This window comes from Desulfomicrobium escambiense DSM 10707 (assembly GCF_000428825.1).
GTDB lineage: Bacteria > Desulfobacterota > Desulfovibrionia > Desulfovibrionales > Desulfomicrobiaceae > Desulfomicrobium > Desulfomicrobium escambiense.
Genome location: NZ_AUAR01000006.1, coordinates 62,510 through 79,828 on the forward strand (window position 1 = coordinate 62,510; position 17,319 = coordinate 79,828).

A 17,319-nucleotide genomic window follows, 5' to 3' on the forward strand; every position below is an offset into this window, starting at 1 on the left:
CGTGAAAAAAAGGCATGGATCCCCGCCTTCGCGGGGATGACAAGAAGGTAGCCCGGGCCGCCTGTGCGTCATTCCCGCGAAGGCGGGAATCCATGCCTTCCGTTTATCCGCCACGCCTGAACCGCAACGGATGTACGGCCATGATCATCGGCACCCTGCGCCTGGAATTCCGTCTGCACGGCGTTTTTTCCTTGAAGGAAAAGCGGAAAAGCGCCAACAGTCTGAAGCAGAAGCTGCGCAACACCTTCAACGTCGCCGTGGCCGAGACCGAGTCCCAGGACTCGCACCAGACCCTGGTCCTGGGCGTGGTCACGGTGTCCAATGAATCCGGTTACGTGCACAGCCAGCTGTCCAAGGTCCTGGCCATGGTCGAAGCCTCGACGTCCGACGAACTGGTCCATGCCGACATGGACGTATTTGGAGCCTGATTTTCTATGCAAAGAAGCAATTCGCGCCGTGCCGTGCAGATGGGTGACCAGATCATGCAGGTCCTGGCCTCCCTCCTGGTTCAGGAGGTCGAGGACCCGACCCTGCAGCTCGTGACCATCACCGGAGTGCGCCTCAACCGGGACTTCAGCATCGCCGAGGTCCTCTACACCCACATCAGGGGACGCTCGGCCGAACCCGAGATCACCAAGGCCCTGACACGCGCCAAGGGTTTCCTGCGCACGCGCCTGGGCAAGGAGCTCAAGCTGCGGGGCATCCCCGACCTGCGCTTCCAGTGGGACACCTTTCTCGAGGACATGGTCTATGATGCCCCACCTCAAGCCGATCATTGAGCACATCCGGGAGACCGACAACTTCCTGGTCCTCTCCCACGTGTCCCCCGACGGCGACGCCCTGGGCTCCATGCTGGCCATGGGCGAGTTGCTGGCGGCCCTGGGCAAGCGCGTGACCCTGTTCAACGAGTCCGGCATCCCCAGCCGTTTCTCCTGGCTCGCCCCCAAGCGCGAGATTCTGACGGCCCTGCCCGAAAACGAGCCGGACACCATCATCGTGCTGGACTGCGGCAGCGCCGAGCGTACCGGCGAGGTCATCCGCCCGTGGCTCGCGTCCAAGACCGTGATCAACATCGACCACCACCTGGGCAACCCGAAGTTCGGGACGATGAACTGGATCGAGGAGCGCTCCTCGTCCGTGGGTGAGATGGTCGGCATCCTGTCGCGCAAGCTCGGCGTGCCCATGGTGGGGCTGCTGGGTGAATACGTCTACCTGGCCCTCATCTCCGACACGGGCGACTTCTGTTTCAACAACACCCGCCCAGAAACCCTGGAGATGGCCGCCGAAATCCTGCGCCTGGGCCTGCTGCCCGGCCCCTTCCATGAGCAGAAGCAGTCCACCGGCACCCTGAACCAACTGCAGATGCGCGGCGAAGTGCTGCGGCAGGCCGGCCTCCACGCCGGCGGCCGCGTGACGCTCATCGCCTTCACCCGCGAACTCTTCGAGCGCACGGGCACCGGCCCCGAAGACACGGAAGGGCTGGTCAACACCGTCCTCTACGTGCGCGGGGTGCAGGCGGCAGTCAGCCTGCGCGAGGAGGACAAGGGCATCAAATTTTCCCTGCGCTCCAAGGGCAGCGTCAACGTGCAGGCCGTGGCCGCACGCTTCGGCGGCGGCGGACACCGCAACGCCGCCGGCGGCACCCTGGAGGTGCCCATGGACGAGGCCAAGGCGACCCTGATCCGGGCCGTGACCGAGGAGCTGGACCGCGCGTGAACTCCACTGCCCTGAAACAACTTGACGGGGTCCTGGTTTTGCATAAACCGGGAGGTCCGACCTCAACGGATTGCCTGAACCGGATCAAGCGCAGCCTCGGCCAGAAGAAGATCGGCCACGCCGGCACCCTGGACCCCATGGCCACGGGTGTGCTCGTGGTGCTCCTGGGCCAGGGCACCAAGCTCGCGAACTACCTGAGCGAGGACCGCAAGACCTACCGCGGCACTCTCGTCCTGGGTCGCACCACGGACACCTACGACGTGCAGGGCGAGATCATGGCCGAAAGCCCCTGGGAGCACCTGGACCCGGAGGCGGTCAGGGCCGACATCATGGGCTGGCTCGGGACCATGAGCCAGGAAGTGCCGCCCGTCTCGGCGGCCAAACATCAGGGCAAGCCCCTGTACGCCCTGCACCGGGCCGGGAAGGAAGTCCCGGTCAAGGTCAAGGACGTGACAATTTTCGACGTGGAGATCCTGTCCATGGATCTGCCCAGCGTCACTTTTCGAGTGACCTGCTCCGCGGGCACCTACATCCGCTCCCTGGCCCACAGCCTGGGGAAGCGACTTGGGTGCGGAGCGGTCCTCAGCGAACTGGAGCGTGAGGCGAGCCATCCGTTCACCCTCGCCCAGGCCCACGACCTGGAAACGGTCCTGGAAAGCGGCGACCGGCTCATAGAGCTGGTCCTGCCCATGGTCCAGGCCCTGCCCCACTGGCCCAAGCTCCTGCTCAACACCGAGCAGGCCCTGCTGGTGCGCAACGGGGCATGGCTGCCGACGACCCTGTTTCCGGAGTACCCGGCCCAGGAAGGGGACCGGGCCCTGCTGCTCTCCCCGTCCCGCGAGCCTCTGGCTCTTGCGGGAGCGCAGCTCAAGGGCCAGGTTCTGTCCTGGGCGATCATGCGCGGTCTCTGGCAAGCGTAAGGCTTCGGTTCGCACGTGGATAATGGAAAAGCGGAAGAAACATGAAAACCGGAGGATATTGCTGTGGTCTTAACCGCTGAGCAGAAGGCTGAAATCGTCAAGGAATACGGAAAAACCGAAACCGACACGGGTTCCGCCGAAGTGCAGGTCGCACTGCTGACGGCCCGCGTGAACTACCTGACGGACCACTTCAAGGGTCACCAGAAGGATTTCCACTCCCGGACCGGGTTGCTCAAGCTCGTCGGCAAGCGCCGTCAGCTGCTGAACTACCTGAAGAAAACCGAGATTCAGCGCTACCGCGATCTGATCGCGAAACTCGGTCTGCGCAAGTAGACACCAAGGCGGGGCCCCACGGCCCCGCCTGCCCCTTTCATCAACCGCGCTCCCGGCAGCACCCTCCCGCCAGCGGTTTTGTGTTTAGTGCATGGCCCGACTCCCTTCGGGACACGCCCTAAACACCAAACCCGCCGCAGCTGCCCCGCTGGAGCGCCCAACCAGCATGAGGCACACCATGGCATTTCAGACCACCCGTCGCGCCATCCCCATGGGCGACAGCGAAATCATCATCGAACACGGCAAATTGGCCCTGCAGGCCAGCGGCTCCGTCACCGTGCAGTGGGGCGACACCGTCGTCCTGGTCACGGCCACCCACCAGGCCCTGGACCGGGTCGTGGACTTCCTGCCCCTGACCTGCAACTATCAGGAAATGCTCTACGCGGCCGGCCGCGTGCCGGGCAACTACTTCCGCCGCGAAGTTGGCCGCCCGAGCGAACACGAGACCCTGACCTCCCGGCTCATCGACCGGCCCATCCGTCCGCTCTTCCCCAAGGGCTGCACCAACGAGATCCAGGTCATCGCCACCGTCGTCTCATCGGACAAGGAGCGCTACGCCGACGTCCTGGCCATGATCGGCGCGTCCACGGCCCTGCACATCTCCGACATCCCCTTCGCCGGCCCCATCGCGGCCATCCGCATCGGCTACCGCGACGGGCAGTTTCTGCTGAACCCCACGGCCTCCGAACTGGCCACCAGCCAGCTGAACATGGTCCTGGCCGGCACGCGCGACGCCGTGGTCATGGTTGAGGGCGGGGCCCAGTTCCTGTCCGAGGACATCATGGCCGAGGCCGTGGCCTGGGGCCACGCCCAGCTCGCCCCCTTCCTGGATGTCCAGGAGGAACTGCGCGCCATCCTCGGCAAGGACAAATTCACCGTCGTCCCCCCGCAGGAGGATGAGGAACTCATCGCCGCCGTGGCCGAACTGGCTGCCGGACCTCTGACCACGGCCCTGGCCGTGCCCGGCAAGATGGACCGCCGCGACGCCAAGAAGAAGGTCCGCCAGGAGCTCATGGAAGCGCTCATGGCCCGCTTCGCCGAAACGCCCGAGCGCGTGCGCAACGTCGGCGAGATCCTGGAGAAGCTCGAGAAGAAGCTCGTGCGCCAGCGCATCATGACCGAAAAGCTCCGCATCGACGGCCGCGACCTGACCACGGTCCGCCCCCTGACCATGGAAGTGGGCTTCCTGCCCCGCACCCACGGCTCGGCCATCTTCACCCGCGGCGAGACCAAGTCCCTGTGCACCTGCACCCTGGGCAGCACCCGCGACGAGCAGCGCATCGAGACCCTGGCCGGCGAGATCTCCAGGCGCTTCCTCATGCACTACAACTTCCCGCCGTACAGCGTCGGCGAGGCCCGCATGCTGCGCGCCCCGTCCCGCCGCGAAGTCGGCCACGGCGCCCTGTCCGAGCGCGCCCTCGCCCCGGTGCTGCCCGCCCCGGACGGTTTCCCCTTCACCATCCGCGTCGTGTCCGACATCATGGAGTCCAACGGTTCGTCCTCCATGGCCTCGGTCTGCGGCGGCACCCTGGCCCTCATGGACGCGGGCGTGCCCATCAAGACGCCCATCGCCGGCATCGCCATGGGCCTGATCAAGGAAGGTGAGGAGTACCTCGTGCTGACGGACATCCTCGGCGACGAGGACCACCTGGGCGACATGGACTTCAAGGTCGCGGGATCGCGCGACGGCGTGACCTCCATCCAGATGGACATCAAGATCGCCGGCATCCCGGCCGAGGTCATGCAGAAGGCCCTGCACCAGGCCAAGGACGCCCGCGTGCACATCCTCGACCAGATGGAGGCGGTCATCGCCAACCCGCGTCCCGAGCTGTCCAAGTACGCGCCCCAGATGGAAATCGTGCACATCTCGCCCGAGAAGATCCGCGAAGTCATCGGACCCGGCGGCAAGAACATCAAGGCCATCTGCGAAGCCACCCAGGCCGACATCGACATCGACGACTCCGGCAAGATCTCCATCTTCGCCCCGGACACCGCCGCCCTGGCCAAGGCTCGCGAAATGGTCCTCTACTATGACCAGAAGGCCGAACTGGGCAAGGACTACGACGGCATCGTCAAGAAGATCATGGACTTCGGCGCCTTCATTGAGATCCTGCCCGGCCTCGAAGGCCTGTGCCACATCTCCCAGCTGGCCCGCGACCGCGTCAACGTGGTCACGGACGTGTGCCAGGAAGGCGACGCCATCCGCGTCCGCGTCATCGACATCGAACCTTCCGGCCGCATCAAGCTCAGCCGCAAGGCCATCATCCTGGAGGAACTGGGTGAAGAGCCCGAGCCGGTTCAGCCCCGCTCCGAACGCCCGCGCGGCGACCGTCCTCGCGGCGGAGACCGAGGCGGCGAGCGCAGGGGCGGAGATCGCGGCGGCGACCGTCGCGGACCTCGTCGCTAAGCGAGATTGCATATACTGAAAAAACCCGGGTAACTCCGGGTTTTTTTTGGTCATCTGTTCCGAGTGGGTAGATCAGGCAACTGACGGCTTGCGTGGGAATGGATCCCCGCCTTCGCGGGGATGACGCTAGGCATGGCGCGAAGGTTTTCCACTTCCGGCAGGTTGGAAAAGCTCGGGACTGCCGCATTGAAGGAACGTCATCCCCGCGAAGGCGGGGATCCATGTCTTTCACCACCGCCTTCGGCTATCCGCTCAACTCAGCCAGTAATACGCGGCCCCGCACACCACGAGGCTGGCCACGCGGAAGCCCTGGCTGCAGACGATGAGTTCCAGGGCCAGGACGGGCTTGTAGATGCCGGCGTAGTAGGGGAACTGGTGCCGGAAGGCGCGCATGGGCGAGGACAGCACGTTGCCGACGATGAGGGCCATGACCACGTCGCGCTGGGCCATGGAGCCGGCGTCGAGGAGCGCCCCGGCGGCGGCCATGCCGGCCGAGAACTCGGCTGCGAGCTGGAAGACGATGATGCCCACGGCCTGGGGGTGCAGCCAGGACAGCCAGCCCATGTGCGCGGCCAGAAAACCCTCGACCGCGGCAAAGAATCCGAACTCGTGGGCGAAATGCACGCCGATGTAGATGGGCACGGTGATCATGACGATCTTTTTGATGCGGCGGCGAAAGCGTTTCCAGGTCTTGTCCAGGACCTGCCGCAGGCCGATGCGTTCCTCGGAGGGCAATTCGGCGGCATGGCAGCGGTCAATCCCGGCCAGCAGAAAGCGCCCCACCACCAGAATGCAGACCGAGCGCAGCACGGCCGAGCCCACGGTGATGCCCAGGTAGACCAGCGCCGCGGACTTGAGGATGGGCGCGGTGATGAAGACCATGCTCGGCAGGTGCAGGAAATACGTCGGCACGCTGTTGAACAGGTTGGAGAGGATGAGTTCCCGGCGCGTCAGCTTGCCCTGGTCGTAGGCCTCGGCCAGCATGGTGTTGGCCGTGATGCCCGAGACGAAGGCCACGGAAAAGCTGGCGGCCGAAATCTCGCACAGGCGGCCGACGCGGGCCAGAGGCATGGCCAGCCGGGCCACGAAGCGTGTCCAGTGCAGGGCCTCGATGAGGTTGCCGATGAAAAGGCCAACGGACACCAGGCCCACCAGCTTGCACAGGGGCCACAAAATCTGCTGCCACAGTTCCGCCGCGCTCACGCCGCCCCCCTCCCCATTTTTCGCCACGCCAGGAGACAGGCCAGGCCGAGGCCTGCGCCCAGGCAGTTGGCCACGGCGTCCCAAGGGTCGGCGAAGCGGCCCGTGGGCAGGACGCCCTGGGCGATCTCCAGGACCGCCCCCAGCCCCGCGGCGAAAACGAACATGACCGCCGCAGGCCGGAACCAGGCCGGGGGCCAGAATATCACGAGCAGGCAGTAGGCCAACAGATGGAAAGCCTTGTCGCTGCCTTCGGGGGCCTCGGGAAATGCGACGGGCATGAGGGAAGAAACGATCAGGGCCAGCACGTACGCGACCCAGAAAGCCATCCGGAACAAGGGGAACGCAGGATTTCGCATGACCCCACCTATGCCAAACATCCTGGCGGGGCAAGGGGTTAGACTTCTTGTTATTTCGGCGGCAAGGGACTATTTGCGACCCATGACGAACTCGCCCACCATCTGGCTCAACGCCGGGGAGACTTCCGGCGACCTGCACGGCCAGCTCCTGGTTCGCGCCCTGCGCGAACGCTGCCACGGCGCACGGTTCGCGGGCATGGCAGGCCCGGCCATGCGCGAAGAAGGGGTCGAACCACTGCTTGCGACCGAGTCCCTCTCGGTCATGGGCTTCACGGAGGTCCTGGCTCAGCTCCCCCGCATCATGGGGCTCCTGCGCACCATCAGGGAGCGGATGGAATCCCTGCGGCCGGATGTCGTCGTGGTCATCGACGCCCCGGACTTTCATTTCCGCGTGGTCAAGATCGCCAAGAGCCTGGGCATCCCGGTGGTCTACTACATCAGCCCCAAGCTCTGGGCCTGGCGCGAAGGGCGCGCGGATTTCCTGCGCCGCCACGTCGACCGCCTCGTCTGCATCCTGCCCTTCGAGGTCGACTTCTACGCCCGCCACGGCATGACCGTCGATTACGTCGGCCACCCGCTGCTGGACTCCATCCGCACGGACGCCATCCTGCGCACGCCGCAGTCGCCCCGGCGCATCGGCATCCTGCCGGGCAGCCGCCGGCGCGAGATCACCGGGCTGCTGCCCATCTTTTCCCGCGCGGCCGACCTCCTTGCCGCCCGTTTTCCGGGCCTGGAATTCGTGCTGCCCGTCGCCCCGGGCATGGACCGGACCCTGATTACGGACAACTGGCGCTCGGAGCTGCCCGTGACCCTGGTCGACAGCTCCGGCCGCTACGAGCTCATGCGCTCCTGCCGAGCCATCATGGCCGCCTCGGGTACGGCCACCCTGGAGACTGCCCTGCTCGAAACGCCCACGGCCGTGGCCTACACCTTTTCCCGCCTGACCTATCTCCTGGGCAGGCTCCTGGTGAAGGTGCCGTACATGTCCCTGCCCAACCTCATCCTGGACGCCCCGGTCTTCCCCGAGTTTCTGCAGCGCGGGGCCGAGCCTTCTGCCCTGGCCGACGCCGTGGCCCGGTGGATTCCCGACACCCCGGAGCGCGGCCGCATCCTCGCACAGCTTGGAAGCCTCCCCGCCCTGCTCGGCAACGGCGGAGCAGCTGGCCGGGCCGCGGAAATCGTCCTGAACACCATGCGGAGAACGTCATGACGCACCCGCTGACCATCTACAGCGCCCACCGCGACATGCGCGAAATCCTCCTGGCCGCGGCCGGCGACGAGTTCGCCGCCACGGTCAAGACCATGCCTCCCGAGAGCCTGCCCGACCATCCCGGCCAGGAGATCATCGTCATGGACCTGCGCGACCTAGCCGACGCGGAGGCCGTCCAGGAAACCCTGGAACGATTCTCCGGCAGGGCTCCGGCCTGCCGCATCCTCTTTCTCATCAAGGACCCGGCCATGCTGCCGGAGACGGGCGCGCTGCGCCAGTGCCACGCCGAACCCCTGTTGCCGCCCCACGAGGCGCGCGCCGTCCATCTGGCCTTGAGCCGCGTCTGGCTGGAGATGAACGGTGCGGCCGGCCTGCGCTGCCAGACCCCGCAGGGCATGGACTTCACGTCCATGACCAGCTCCCAGACCATGCGCGACGTCTACCGCAAGGTGCAGATGGTCGCGCCCACCCGGACCACGGTCCTGCTGACGGGCGAGACGGGCACGGGCAAGAGCTATCTGGCCAAGCTCATCCACCAGCTCAGTTCGCGCTGCAACCGACAGTTCATAAGCGTCCACTGCGGCGCGCTGCCCGAATCCCTCATCGAGAGCGAACTCTTCGGCCACGAAAAGGGCGCCTTCACCGGCGCCGCACGGACGCGCAAGGGCAAGTTCGAACTGGCCGACGGCGGCACAATCTTCCTGGACGAGATCGGCACCATCACCCCCTCGGCCCAGATCAAGCTCCTGCATATCCTGCAGGAAAAGGCCTTCGAGCGCGTCGGCGGGGAAAAGCTCATCCCCTGCGACGTGCGCATCATCGCGGCCACCAACGAGGATCCGGCCGTGCTGTGCGAGCAGGGCAAGTTCCGCTGGGACCTCTTCTACCGCCTGAACGTCTTTCCCATCGAGGTCCCTCCCCTGCGCCGGCGCGTCGAGGACATTCTGCCCCTGGCCGAACAGTTCATCGCTAATTTCCGGCGCGACGCGGGCCGCAACATCTCCTCCGTCGCCCCGCGCGCCGCCAGGGCCCTGCAGGAATACTCCTGGCCGGGCAACGTGCGCGAACTGGAAAACATCGTCGAGCGCGCCTGCATCCTGGAGGAGACGGGCCAGATCCAGGCCGAAAGCCTGCCCCTGGAACTGCTGACGCTACGCCCCGAAACCCAGACCGACTCGCCGACCCGCTCCGACACCCTCATGCCGCTGCACGCCGCCCGCGCTGCAGCCATCGAGGAATTCGAGCGCCGCTACCTGTGGGCCCTGCTGCAGTCCTGCAACGGCAGCATCAAGAAGAGCGCCGACACGGCCGGCATCACCACCCGCCAGCTGCACAAGCTCATGACCAGGCACCGCCTCGACAAGAAGTCCTTCCGACCCAGGCCAAAACGGAACCCCTGATTCCTTTTTTTCAAATAGGAACCAGCAGTTCTTTCCCAACGAGACCGCTTTCTGCGCTTTTCCGACGCCCGTGCGCAAAAAAAGAATCGCCGATTCTGACCGATGCTGTATCTTTTCTTACGCACACAACAATTTCAGCATGTTGTATCTGGGGCATATTTTGTGCTACCGCACGCGCGCCCTGCTGCGCCGGACCCCTTCGGGTCATGGGGCACACATCCGGGCCGAACATTTCCGAGGAGAAGATGAGAGTGGAAGGAAGAATGATGAAGATGTGCGCATGCACAGCCCTGGCCGGCGCCATCCTGCTGGCCGCCCCCGCCGCCGTCCTGGCCGGCGACACCGTCGAAGTACACGGCATTCTGGAAGAAACCAGCACCGGCACCATTCTGGTGACCGAGGCATCGAGCTATATCGTGCGCGGCATCGACGCATCGGGACTGGACGGCCGCAAGGCCATCGTCCTGGGCGATGAGGGGCGGGACAACGGCATCGAGTTCATCGATGCCCTGGAGATCAAGATCGCCCAATGATCCCCGCACAGCGGCAAGATCGGGCTTGACAATCGATTCTCCATTGTTCATCAACGCAGAAAGGTGCAGCATATGAAAACAGTTTCCACCCCCATTTCCATTATTATTCTGATTTCCGTGATCATCCGGTCACGGTCGGGGGAGTGACGCGCCTGCACCACACGGACGTCCGCGCAAGCAAAGCCCCCCGACCGCAAGGTCCGGGGGCTTTTTCGCTTTCGAGGGGGAACTCAACCTGTCGCCCGACACGCCGCCCGCACAGGACGCGCGAAGCCGGAGATAATCCCGGGAGAACCATGAACACCATCCAGATCTACGACACCACCCTGCGCGACGGCACGCAGTCCGAGGAGCTGAACCTGTCCACCGAGGACAAGTTGCGCATCGCCACCAGGCTCGACCAGCTCGGCATCGCCTACATCGAAGGCGGATGGCCCGGTTCCAACCCCAAGGACAAGCGCTTCTTCGCCGAAATGCGCCAGTACGAGCTGAGCACGGCCAAACTGGCCGCTTTCGGCTCCACGCACGCCGCCAAGGTTTCGGCCGAGAACGACCAGAACCTGCTGGCTTTGGTGGAGTCCGGGGCGCCGGTTTTGACCATCTTCGGCAAGACCTGGGACATCCATGTCACCGACGCCCTGAAGATCACCCTCGAACGCAACCTGGAACTCATCCGCGATTCTCTCGCCTTCCTGCGGCCCCATGCCCAGGAGCTTTTTTACGACGCCGAGCACTTCTTCGACGGCTTCAAGACCAACCCCGAGTACGCCCTGACCTGCCTGCGCACCGCCTGGGACGCCGGCGCGGAGCTTCTGGTCCTGTGCGACACCAACGGCGGCAGCCTCCCGGAGGAAATCGCATCCATCATGGACACCGTGCGGGAGCGGCTGCCCCAGGCGCGCCTGGGCATCCACGTGCACAACGACTGCGAGCTGGCCGTGGCCAACTCCCTGGCGGCAGTGAGCCATGGCGCGGTCCAGGTCCAGGGCACCATCAACGGGTACGGCGAGCGCTGCGGCAACGCCAACCTCTGCTCCATCATCCCCAACCTCGAACTGAAGATGGGCCTGTCCTGCCTGCCCGCCGGACACCTGGAGCGCCTGACCGAGACCGCGGCCTTCGTGGCCGAGGTGGCCAACCTGCGCTGCTTCAAGCGCCAGCCCTATACGGGCCAGTCGGCCTTCACCCACAAGGGCGGGGTGCACGTCGCGGCCGTGCGCCGCAACCCGCGCACCTACGAGCACATCGAGCCCGAACTCGTCGGCAACAAGCAGCGCATCATTCTCTCGGACCTGGCCGGTCAGTCCAACATCCTGTACAAGGCCAAGCAGTACGGCTTCGAACTGGACAAGGGCGACCCCTTCGTCCTGGAACTGCTGACGGAGCTGAAAAACCGCGAAGACCAGGGCTACGAGTACTCGGCCGCCGAAGCCTCCTACGAACTGCTGGTCAACCGCGTGCTCGGCCGGGCGCGCAACTATTTCCGACTGATGAGCTTCCGCATCCTGGACTCGGTCTTCACCGAAGGCGTCGCGCCCTTTACCGAGGCCACGGTCATGCTCCGCGTGGGCGGCATGGTCGAACACACGGCGGCCACGGGCAAGGGCCCGGTCAACGCCATGGACTGCGCGCTGCGCAAGGGGCTGGAGCGCTTCTACCCGAACCTGGGCGAAATGCGCCTGCTGGACTTCAAGGTGCGGGTGCTGGCCGTGGCGAACAAGGAAGAGGGGCACAGCGGGACGGCTTCCGTCGTGCGGGTGTTGATCGAATCCGGGGACCAGAAGAGCCGCTGGACCACGGTCGGCGTGTCCTACAACATCATCGAGGCCAGCCGCCAGGCCCTGGAGGATTCCATCAACTACAAGCTCTTCAAGGACGACCAGAAGAAGCTGACCCAGGCCATCCGGGAGATCTGACGGCGGCTCGGGAGCAGATCCGGGATACGGCCTGGCGACGCCATGTCGGCGCAAGAGAAGATGGATTCCCGCCTTTGCGGGAATGACAAAGGGCAGAATCGCCCTGCCTGGGCGTCATCCCCGCGAAGACTGGGAGACCGCGAATCGAATCGCCATGCCTGGGCGTCATCCCCGCGAAGGCTGGAAGCCTGCGAATCGAATCGTCCTGCCTGGGCGTCATCCCCGCGAAGGCGGGGATCCATCCTCGTGTCATGTCCCGAACGCTATCGGCGCTTCCGTCAGTCGGCACTCCCGCAAAAAAAAGCCCCGGAAGTTCGGGGCTTTTTTTGGGTTCCGACCAGGATTTTCAGATTCCCAGAGCGTCCTTCATGTACGGGAAGTCGATGATGGAGCTGACCAGCTGTGAGCCGTGCTGAATCTTGATCACGTCGCGCAGCTTGTGACGCGAGAGGATGGCTTCCATCTTCTTGGCCACGGTGAAGGTATCGTCGCGGACGACCACAATGGGCACTTCGAGGACCTCGGCCCGCGTCATGATGATGTCGTTGGGGTAGAGGTTGCCCGTCAGGACCAGGCACTGGCACTGCCCTTCCAGGGCCACCAGCTGCACGTCCGAGCGGTCGCCGCCGACGATGATCGCCGACTTCTTGCTCTTGCGGAAATGGGTCATGAAGTTCTCGACCTGCATGGTGCCGATGAGGAAATTCTCGACCACGCGCTCGGACTTGTCCTGGGCGGTGATGATGCGGCCGCCGAGGCGGTCGGCCAGGTCGGCGACCTTGATGGCGCCCATGAGGGGGTCGCTCGGGATCTTGCCCAGGACCTTGATGCCCTTGCTCTCCAGGAAGGGGTGCAGGAGGGTGTCGAGCTCCTCCTTGAAGGACGGCGGGATGTCGTTCAGGAGCACGCCCAGGAGCTGGTCGTCCAGGCGCTCCTTCATGGACAGCAGGTAGTCGTAGTTCAGCTCCTTGACGAAGCGATCGATGACGATCGCCTTTATCCCTAAGGCCTTGACCACGCTGACGCCGTCCAGGCCGCAGTACTTGCCCGAGTACATGCTGCCCGACCCGGCCACGATCATGACGTCCTTGTCCTTGCTCAGTTCGTCGTAGGCGGCCTTGATGCGCGGCATGAGATCGTCGCACTTGCCGGTGAAGGCCTTCATCTTGAAGTCCTGGTCGACGACCACGGGAGTGACCAGGGCCGGATTTTCGGCCAGACCCAGGATGTCCTGGACAAAGAACGCGTCGGCATCGCCGAGAACGCCGTTCTTTTCCTGCGGAAGGGCGCCCACGGGCTTCATGTAGCCGACCCGGTAACCCTCCTTCTGGAGCTTGAGCCCGATGCCCATGGCGATCATGTTCTTTCCGGAATAGCCGGACGTCGCGCCAACATAAATTCCTACCATACACCCTCCTGATCAGGACTGAGATATTGAGGCTCGGTTATCGGTCACGCCCCCGCTCTTCGGCATGCGGCAAAAGGGACATCCGCGCCCCGGCGATCCACGCCCCCCGCGAGGTCACCAAGACAGGGTCGAATTCCAGAGCGTAAATTTCAGGGAAATCAAGCGTCATCTGCGACACGGTCAGAAGTACATCTTCCAGGGCCCGCAAGTCCAGGGCGTCCCGGCCCCGCTCTCGCTTGAGCAGCGAGAAGACCTTGAGCTCGCGCATCATGCCCGCGGCATCTTCGAGGGACAGGGGAGCAAGGCGCAGGGAATAGTCCTGGAAGATTTCGGCCTGGCTGCCCGAAAGCCCGAAGCGAACCAGGGGGCCGAACTTGGGGTCCCGGAGAGCGCGGATACAGACTTCCGTGGATTTGCCGAGGATCATCTCCTGCACGAGGCAGCCCGAGATGAAGGCCTCGCTGCGCAGGCACTGCACCCGGGACGTGAGGTGCAGAAAAGCCTGCCGCACCTCCTCCGGAGTCTGCAGGCCGAGTTCCACGCCGCCCACGTCGCTCTTGTACTCGATGTGGGGGGAGGCGATCTTGAGGGCCACGGGGCAGGCCAGGCGCTTGGCGATCTTGGCGGCGCTGCGGCTGGTGCGCGCCAGCTCGGTCCGGGGGAACTGCAGCTCGTAGGCCTGCAGCAGGGGCTGTACCTCGAAGCCGAAAAGCTCGGTCTTGCCGATCTCCAGGTACTCTTCCAGAAAGCGCTCGGCCTTGGCCTTGTCGCGGCGGTAGCAGACCTCGACGGGGTAGGCGGTGGTCTTCCACTGCGCGTAGCGAATCATGGCCTCGAGGCTGGTCAGGGCCGCCTTGGGGTTGGAATAGCAGGGCAGGCCGCTGCGCTGCAGGAAGCGCTTCTCCTCCAGCACGCCCTCCTGGCCCAACAGGCAGACCGCAATGGAGGCGTCCAGGGTTTTCGGCAGGGCGGCCAAAGCTTTCGCGATGGCCGGCATGTCCACCCCCAGCCCCGGGGCGATGACCACCAGGACCATGTGTACCTGACGGTCGCGGGCGACCTGCTCCACGGCGCGGGCGTACTGTTCGGGCGAGGCCTGCATGCCGATGTCCACGGGGTTGGAGGCCTGCATGTGGCTGGGCAGGATTTCCCCCAGCCGCTGGGCCGTTTCCCGGCCCAGGCGCGCAAGATTGAGGCTGGTCCCGGCCATGCCATCGGCGGCCAGGATGCCCGCCCCGCCAGAGTTGGTCACGATGGCCAGGCTCGCCCCCTTGGGCAGCGGCTGCGTGCCGAACATGCGCGCCAGGTCGAAAAGGGTCGAAAGGTTGTCGACCTGAATGATGCCGGCCTGCCTGAGGGCCGTCTGATAGGCGCGCTCGGACCCGGTCAGGGCGCCGACATGGGAAGAAATTGCCTTGCGGCCGTGCTCGGTCATGCCCGCCTGGAGCATGATGACGGGTTTTTCGCGGGTGATGGTCTGGCTGATGCGCGCGAAGCGGCGGCCGTTGTTCATGCCTTCGAGATAGCCGATGACCACGTGGGTCTGCGGGTCCTCGGCCAGGAACTGGAGCATGGACGCCTCGTCGATGACGGCCCGGTTGCCGAGGCTGGCGAACTTGGAGAACCCGATCTCCTCGCTGGCGGCCCAGTCCAGGATGGCGTTGCACATGGAACCCGAGGGCGAAAAGAAGGCGATGTTGCCCTCGGCGGGCAGACGGGAGATGAGAGACGCGTTCATGCGGTCTGCCCAGGAGGCCACGCCGAGGCAGTTGGGCCCCAGAAGCGTCATGTTCCGGCGCTCGGCCAGCTGGATGACCGCCTCCTCGAGGTAGTAGCCCTGGCCGCCGATCTCGCGGAACCCCGCCGACGTGACGATGACCGTGCGAATGCCTTTGTCGGCGATGCTCTCCAAGGCGTCGAGAACGGCCTCGGGCGGCAGGCAGACCACGGCCAGATCGATGTCCCCGAGGGACTCCAATGCGTCGGCCGGGCGCTCGCCGGTCCAATTGACGGGCACGATCCTCCCCTGATACCCGGAGCCTTCGAGATTGGCCAGGATCACACGTGCCGGGCCCCCCGCGCCGTCGAGGGAGCCGACGACCGCGATGGCCTTGGGAGAAAACAGGGCGTGAAGATAAACGTCTCTCATGGAGAACCTTGATGTCTCTGGAAATTCCTTCCGATGCACTGCGGACACTGCAGTCTGGAATCCATTATGAGTTCAAGCAAGTCAAGCTTTTAATCCAGGCTCTGACACATACGTCCCATGCCAACGAGCACGGCGGGACCCACAACGAGCGGCTTGAATTCCTGGGCGACGCGGTCCTTGAACTGGCCGTGTCCGACGAACTGTACCGCAAGTTTCCGGACGCCCAGGAAGGACATCTGACCCGCATGCGCTCGGCCATGGTCAGCGAGACGGCCTTGGCCGGCGTGGCTCGGCGCATGGGCCTGGGCGACTGCCTACTGCTGGGCCGGGGTGAGGAAAGTCAGGGGGGGAGGGACAAGAATTCCGTGCTGAGCGACGCCCTGGAGGCAGTCCTCGGCGCGGTATACCTCGACGGCGGCTTGGAGGCCGCCTCGGAGCGCGTCAAATTTTTGTTCGAGGGGCACTGGCCGTCCCCTCCGGAGACCTTCCGCCCGCGCGACTTCAAGAGCCTGCTGCAGGAAGCCACCCAACGCATCTGGAAATCACGGCCAAGTTACGCCCTCGGGGCCAGCCGCGGCCCCGAACACGCCAAGCTCTATTCCGTCATCGTGACGCTGCCGGACGGCACCCGTCTCGAATGGGAAGAGCGCAGCATGCGCAAGGCCGAACAGGGTGCGGCGGAACAGGCGCTGCACCTGCTGCAGGAACGCTACCCGGACATGACCGGCAACGACGCCGTGCAACCCGCGCCCCGCAAATCGAAAAAGCCGGAGTGAAACACCCCGGCTTTCCGTCTTTGATCATCGCCACTAGTCGGAATACCCGTCACTAGCCCTGCATCAGCTGCATGGCCATCTGCGGCAGCTGGTTGGCCTGGGCCAGCATGGCCACGGCGGACTGCGTCAGGATCTGGTTACGCACGAACTCGGTCATCTCCTGGGCCACGTCGACGTCGGAGACGCGCGACTCGGCGGCCTGCAGGTTCTCGGCCTGGATGCTCAGGTTGGTGATGGTGTTCTCCAGTCGGTTCTGAAGGGCGCCGAGGCTCGCACGGATCTTGTCCTTGGAGACGATGGCTTTGTTGATGGCGTCCAGGGAACTCTGTGCTCCCTCCTGCGTGGAGATGCTGTAACCTCCGCCGAGGGCCGGATCGCTCTGGTTGCCGACGCCCAGGGCCGAAGCCGTGGAGTTGCCGATCTGGATGTAGTAGTAGTCCTCGGCCGAGTCGTTGCCGGAGCCGAAGTGCACCTTGAGCTTGCCGCTCGACTGCAGGCCGCTTCCCTGGAACTGGTCGCTCGAAAGATTGCCGTTCAGCAGATAGATGCCGTTGAAGTCCGTGGCGTTGGCGATTCGCGTGATTTCCGAGGCCATGGCCTGGTATTCGGAATCGATGATCAGGCGCTGGTCCGAGGTGTACGTGCCGGTGGCGGCCTGCTCGGCCAGTTCCTTCATGCGGATGAGCTTCTCGTCGATGACCTGCAGGGCGCCGTCGGCGGTCTGGATCATGGAGATGGCGTCATTGGCGTTGCGCATGCCCTGGTTGAGGGAGGCGATGTCGGCGCGCATCAACTCGCGGATGGCCAGGCCCGCCGCGTCGTCGGCGGCAGTGCCTACGCGCAGTCCGGAGGACAGGCGCCGGGTCGAAACGGAAAGATTTCCATAGGACTGGGACAAATTCCTGGCGGCGTTCATCGCCATCATATTATGATTAATGACCAAAGACATGAGATGACCTCCTTGTGCGGTTGTACACGCCTCAATGCACTCC

General features: G+C 64.8%; 16 protein-coding genes. 11 read left to right on the forward strand and 5 right to left on the reverse strand.

The genetic code is table 11. From position 1 onward, the window contains the following. The first annotated feature begins 92 nt into the window (after nucleotides 1-92). The 6 genes from G394_RS0106945 to pnp all read left to right on the forward strand — a co-directional run bounded on the left by G394_RS0106945 (nucleotide 93) and on the right by pnp (nucleotide 5,376). The gene (locus G394_RS0106945) at nucleotides 93-428 is read left to right on the forward strand and encodes a DUF503 domain-containing protein (RefSeq protein WP_425387224.1); all 336 of its coding nucleotides are present in this window, start codon (nucleotides 93-95) and stop codon (nucleotides 426-428) included. A 6-nt stretch (nucleotides 429-434) separates the two neighbouring features. Further along, a complete protein-coding gene (rbfA, locus tag G394_RS0106950; protein ID WP_028577040.1) occupies nucleotides 435-779 on the forward strand; it encodes a 30S ribosome-binding factor RbfA in 345 nt (114 codons plus the stop codon). After that, nucleotides 751-1,716, forward strand: coding sequence for a DHH family phosphoesterase (locus G394_RS0106955; protein ID WP_028577041.1), 966 nt, complete (start codon nucleotides 751-753; stop codon nucleotides 1,714-1,716). Before rbfA ends, G394_RS0106955 begins: the two co-directional genes overlap by 29 nt. Beyond that, complete coding sequence (gene truB, locus G394_RS0106960) at nucleotides 1,713-2,636, forward strand: tRNA pseudouridine(55) synthase TruB (protein ID WP_028577042.1); 924 nt, start codon at nucleotides 1,713-1,715, stop codon at nucleotides 2,634-2,636. The genes G394_RS0106955 and truB overlap by 4 nt, the downstream gene beginning before the upstream one ends. Before the next feature lie 63 nt (nucleotides 2,637-2,699). After that, on the forward strand, nucleotides 2,700-2,969 hold the full coding sequence (gene rpsO / locus G394_RS0106965) for a 30S ribosomal protein S15 (RefSeq protein WP_028577043.1): 270 nt from the start codon (nucleotides 2,700-2,702) through the stop codon (nucleotides 2,967-2,969). A 178-nt stretch (nucleotides 2,970-3,147) separates the two neighbouring features. Beyond that, nucleotides 3,148-5,376, forward strand: coding sequence for a polyribonucleotide nucleotidyltransferase (gene pnp / locus G394_RS0106970; RefSeq protein WP_043775065.1), 2,229 nt, complete (start codon nucleotides 3,148-3,150; stop codon nucleotides 5,374-5,376). Nucleotides 5,377-5,628: 252 nt separating this feature from the next. On the opposite strand, the gene G394_RS0106975 is transcribed toward pnp, so the two are convergent. Beyond that, nucleotides 5,629-6,579 (reverse strand): membrane protein, encoded by a 951-nt coding sequence (locus G394_RS0106975; protein WP_028577045.1) that lies wholly within the window; start codon nucleotides 6,577-6,579, stop codon nucleotides 5,629-5,631. Next, nucleotides 6,576-6,935: a VanZ family protein gene (locus tag G394_RS0106980; RefSeq protein WP_043774996.1), complete on the reverse strand. Its 360-nt coding sequence runs from the start codon at nucleotides 6,933-6,935 to the stop codon at nucleotides 6,576-6,578. The genes G394_RS0106975 and G394_RS0106980 overlap by 4 nt, the downstream gene beginning before the upstream one ends. A gap of 82 nt (nucleotides 6,936-7,017) precedes the next feature. On the opposite strand from G394_RS0106980, the gene lpxB reads away from it, so the two are divergent. From lpxB to cimA, 4 genes are all read left to right on the forward strand, one after another. Further along, nucleotides 7,018-8,145 (forward strand): lipid-A-disaccharide synthase, encoded by a 1,128-nt coding sequence (gene lpxB, locus G394_RS0106985; protein WP_028577047.1) that lies wholly within the window; start codon nucleotides 7,018-7,020, stop codon nucleotides 8,143-8,145. Further along, nucleotides 8,142-9,545, forward strand: coding sequence for a sigma-54 interaction domain-containing protein (locus G394_RS18315; RefSeq protein ID WP_028577048.1), 1,404 nt, complete (start codon nucleotides 8,142-8,144; stop codon nucleotides 9,543-9,545). Before lpxB ends, G394_RS18315 begins: the two co-directional genes overlap by 4 nt. Before the next feature lie 266 nt (nucleotides 9,546-9,811). Next, nucleotides 9,812-10,078, forward strand: coding sequence for a hypothetical protein (locus G394_RS0106995; RefSeq protein WP_028577049.1), 267 nt, complete (start codon nucleotides 9,812-9,814; stop codon nucleotides 10,076-10,078). Nucleotides 10,079-10,374: 296 nt separating this feature from the next. Next, entirely contained in the window at nucleotides 10,375-11,994 is a 1,620-nt protein-coding gene (gene cimA, locus G394_RS0107000; RefSeq protein ID WP_028577050.1) for a citramalate synthase, read from the forward strand. 346 nt (nucleotides 11,995-12,340) lie between these two features. Here the strand turns inward: cimA and G394_RS0107005 are convergent, their stop codons facing one another. Both G394_RS0107005 and G394_RS0107010 read right to left on the reverse strand, forming a co-directional pair. Further along, nucleotides 12,341-13,402 carry a phosphotransacetylase family protein gene (locus G394_RS0107005; protein ID WP_028577051.1) on the reverse strand — a complete coding sequence of 354 codons (1,062 nt, stop codon included), beginning with the start codon at nucleotides 13,400-13,402 and terminating at the stop codon, nucleotides 12,341-12,343. Nucleotides 13,403-13,439: 37 nt separating this feature from the next. Then, a complete protein-coding gene (locus G394_RS0107010) occupies nucleotides 13,440-15,551 on the reverse strand; it encodes an acetate--CoA ligase family protein (RefSeq protein WP_028577052.1) in 2,112 nt (703 codons plus the stop codon). 11 nt (nucleotides 15,552-15,562) lie between these two features. On the opposite strand from G394_RS0107010, the gene rnc reads away from it, so the two are divergent. Beyond that, a complete protein-coding gene (gene rnc / locus G394_RS18320; protein ID WP_051307017.1) occupies nucleotides 15,563-16,327 on the forward strand; it encodes a ribonuclease III in 765 nt (254 codons plus the stop codon). A 52-nt stretch (nucleotides 16,328-16,379) separates the two neighbouring features. Here rnc and G394_RS0107020 read toward each other — a convergent pair whose 3' ends face one another. Next, complete coding sequence (locus tag G394_RS0107020; RefSeq protein ID WP_028577053.1) at nucleotides 16,380-17,276, reverse strand: flagellin N-terminal helical domain-containing protein; 897 nt, start codon at nucleotides 17,274-17,276, stop codon at nucleotides 16,380-16,382. Nucleotides 17,277-17,319: the final 43 nt, after the last annotated feature.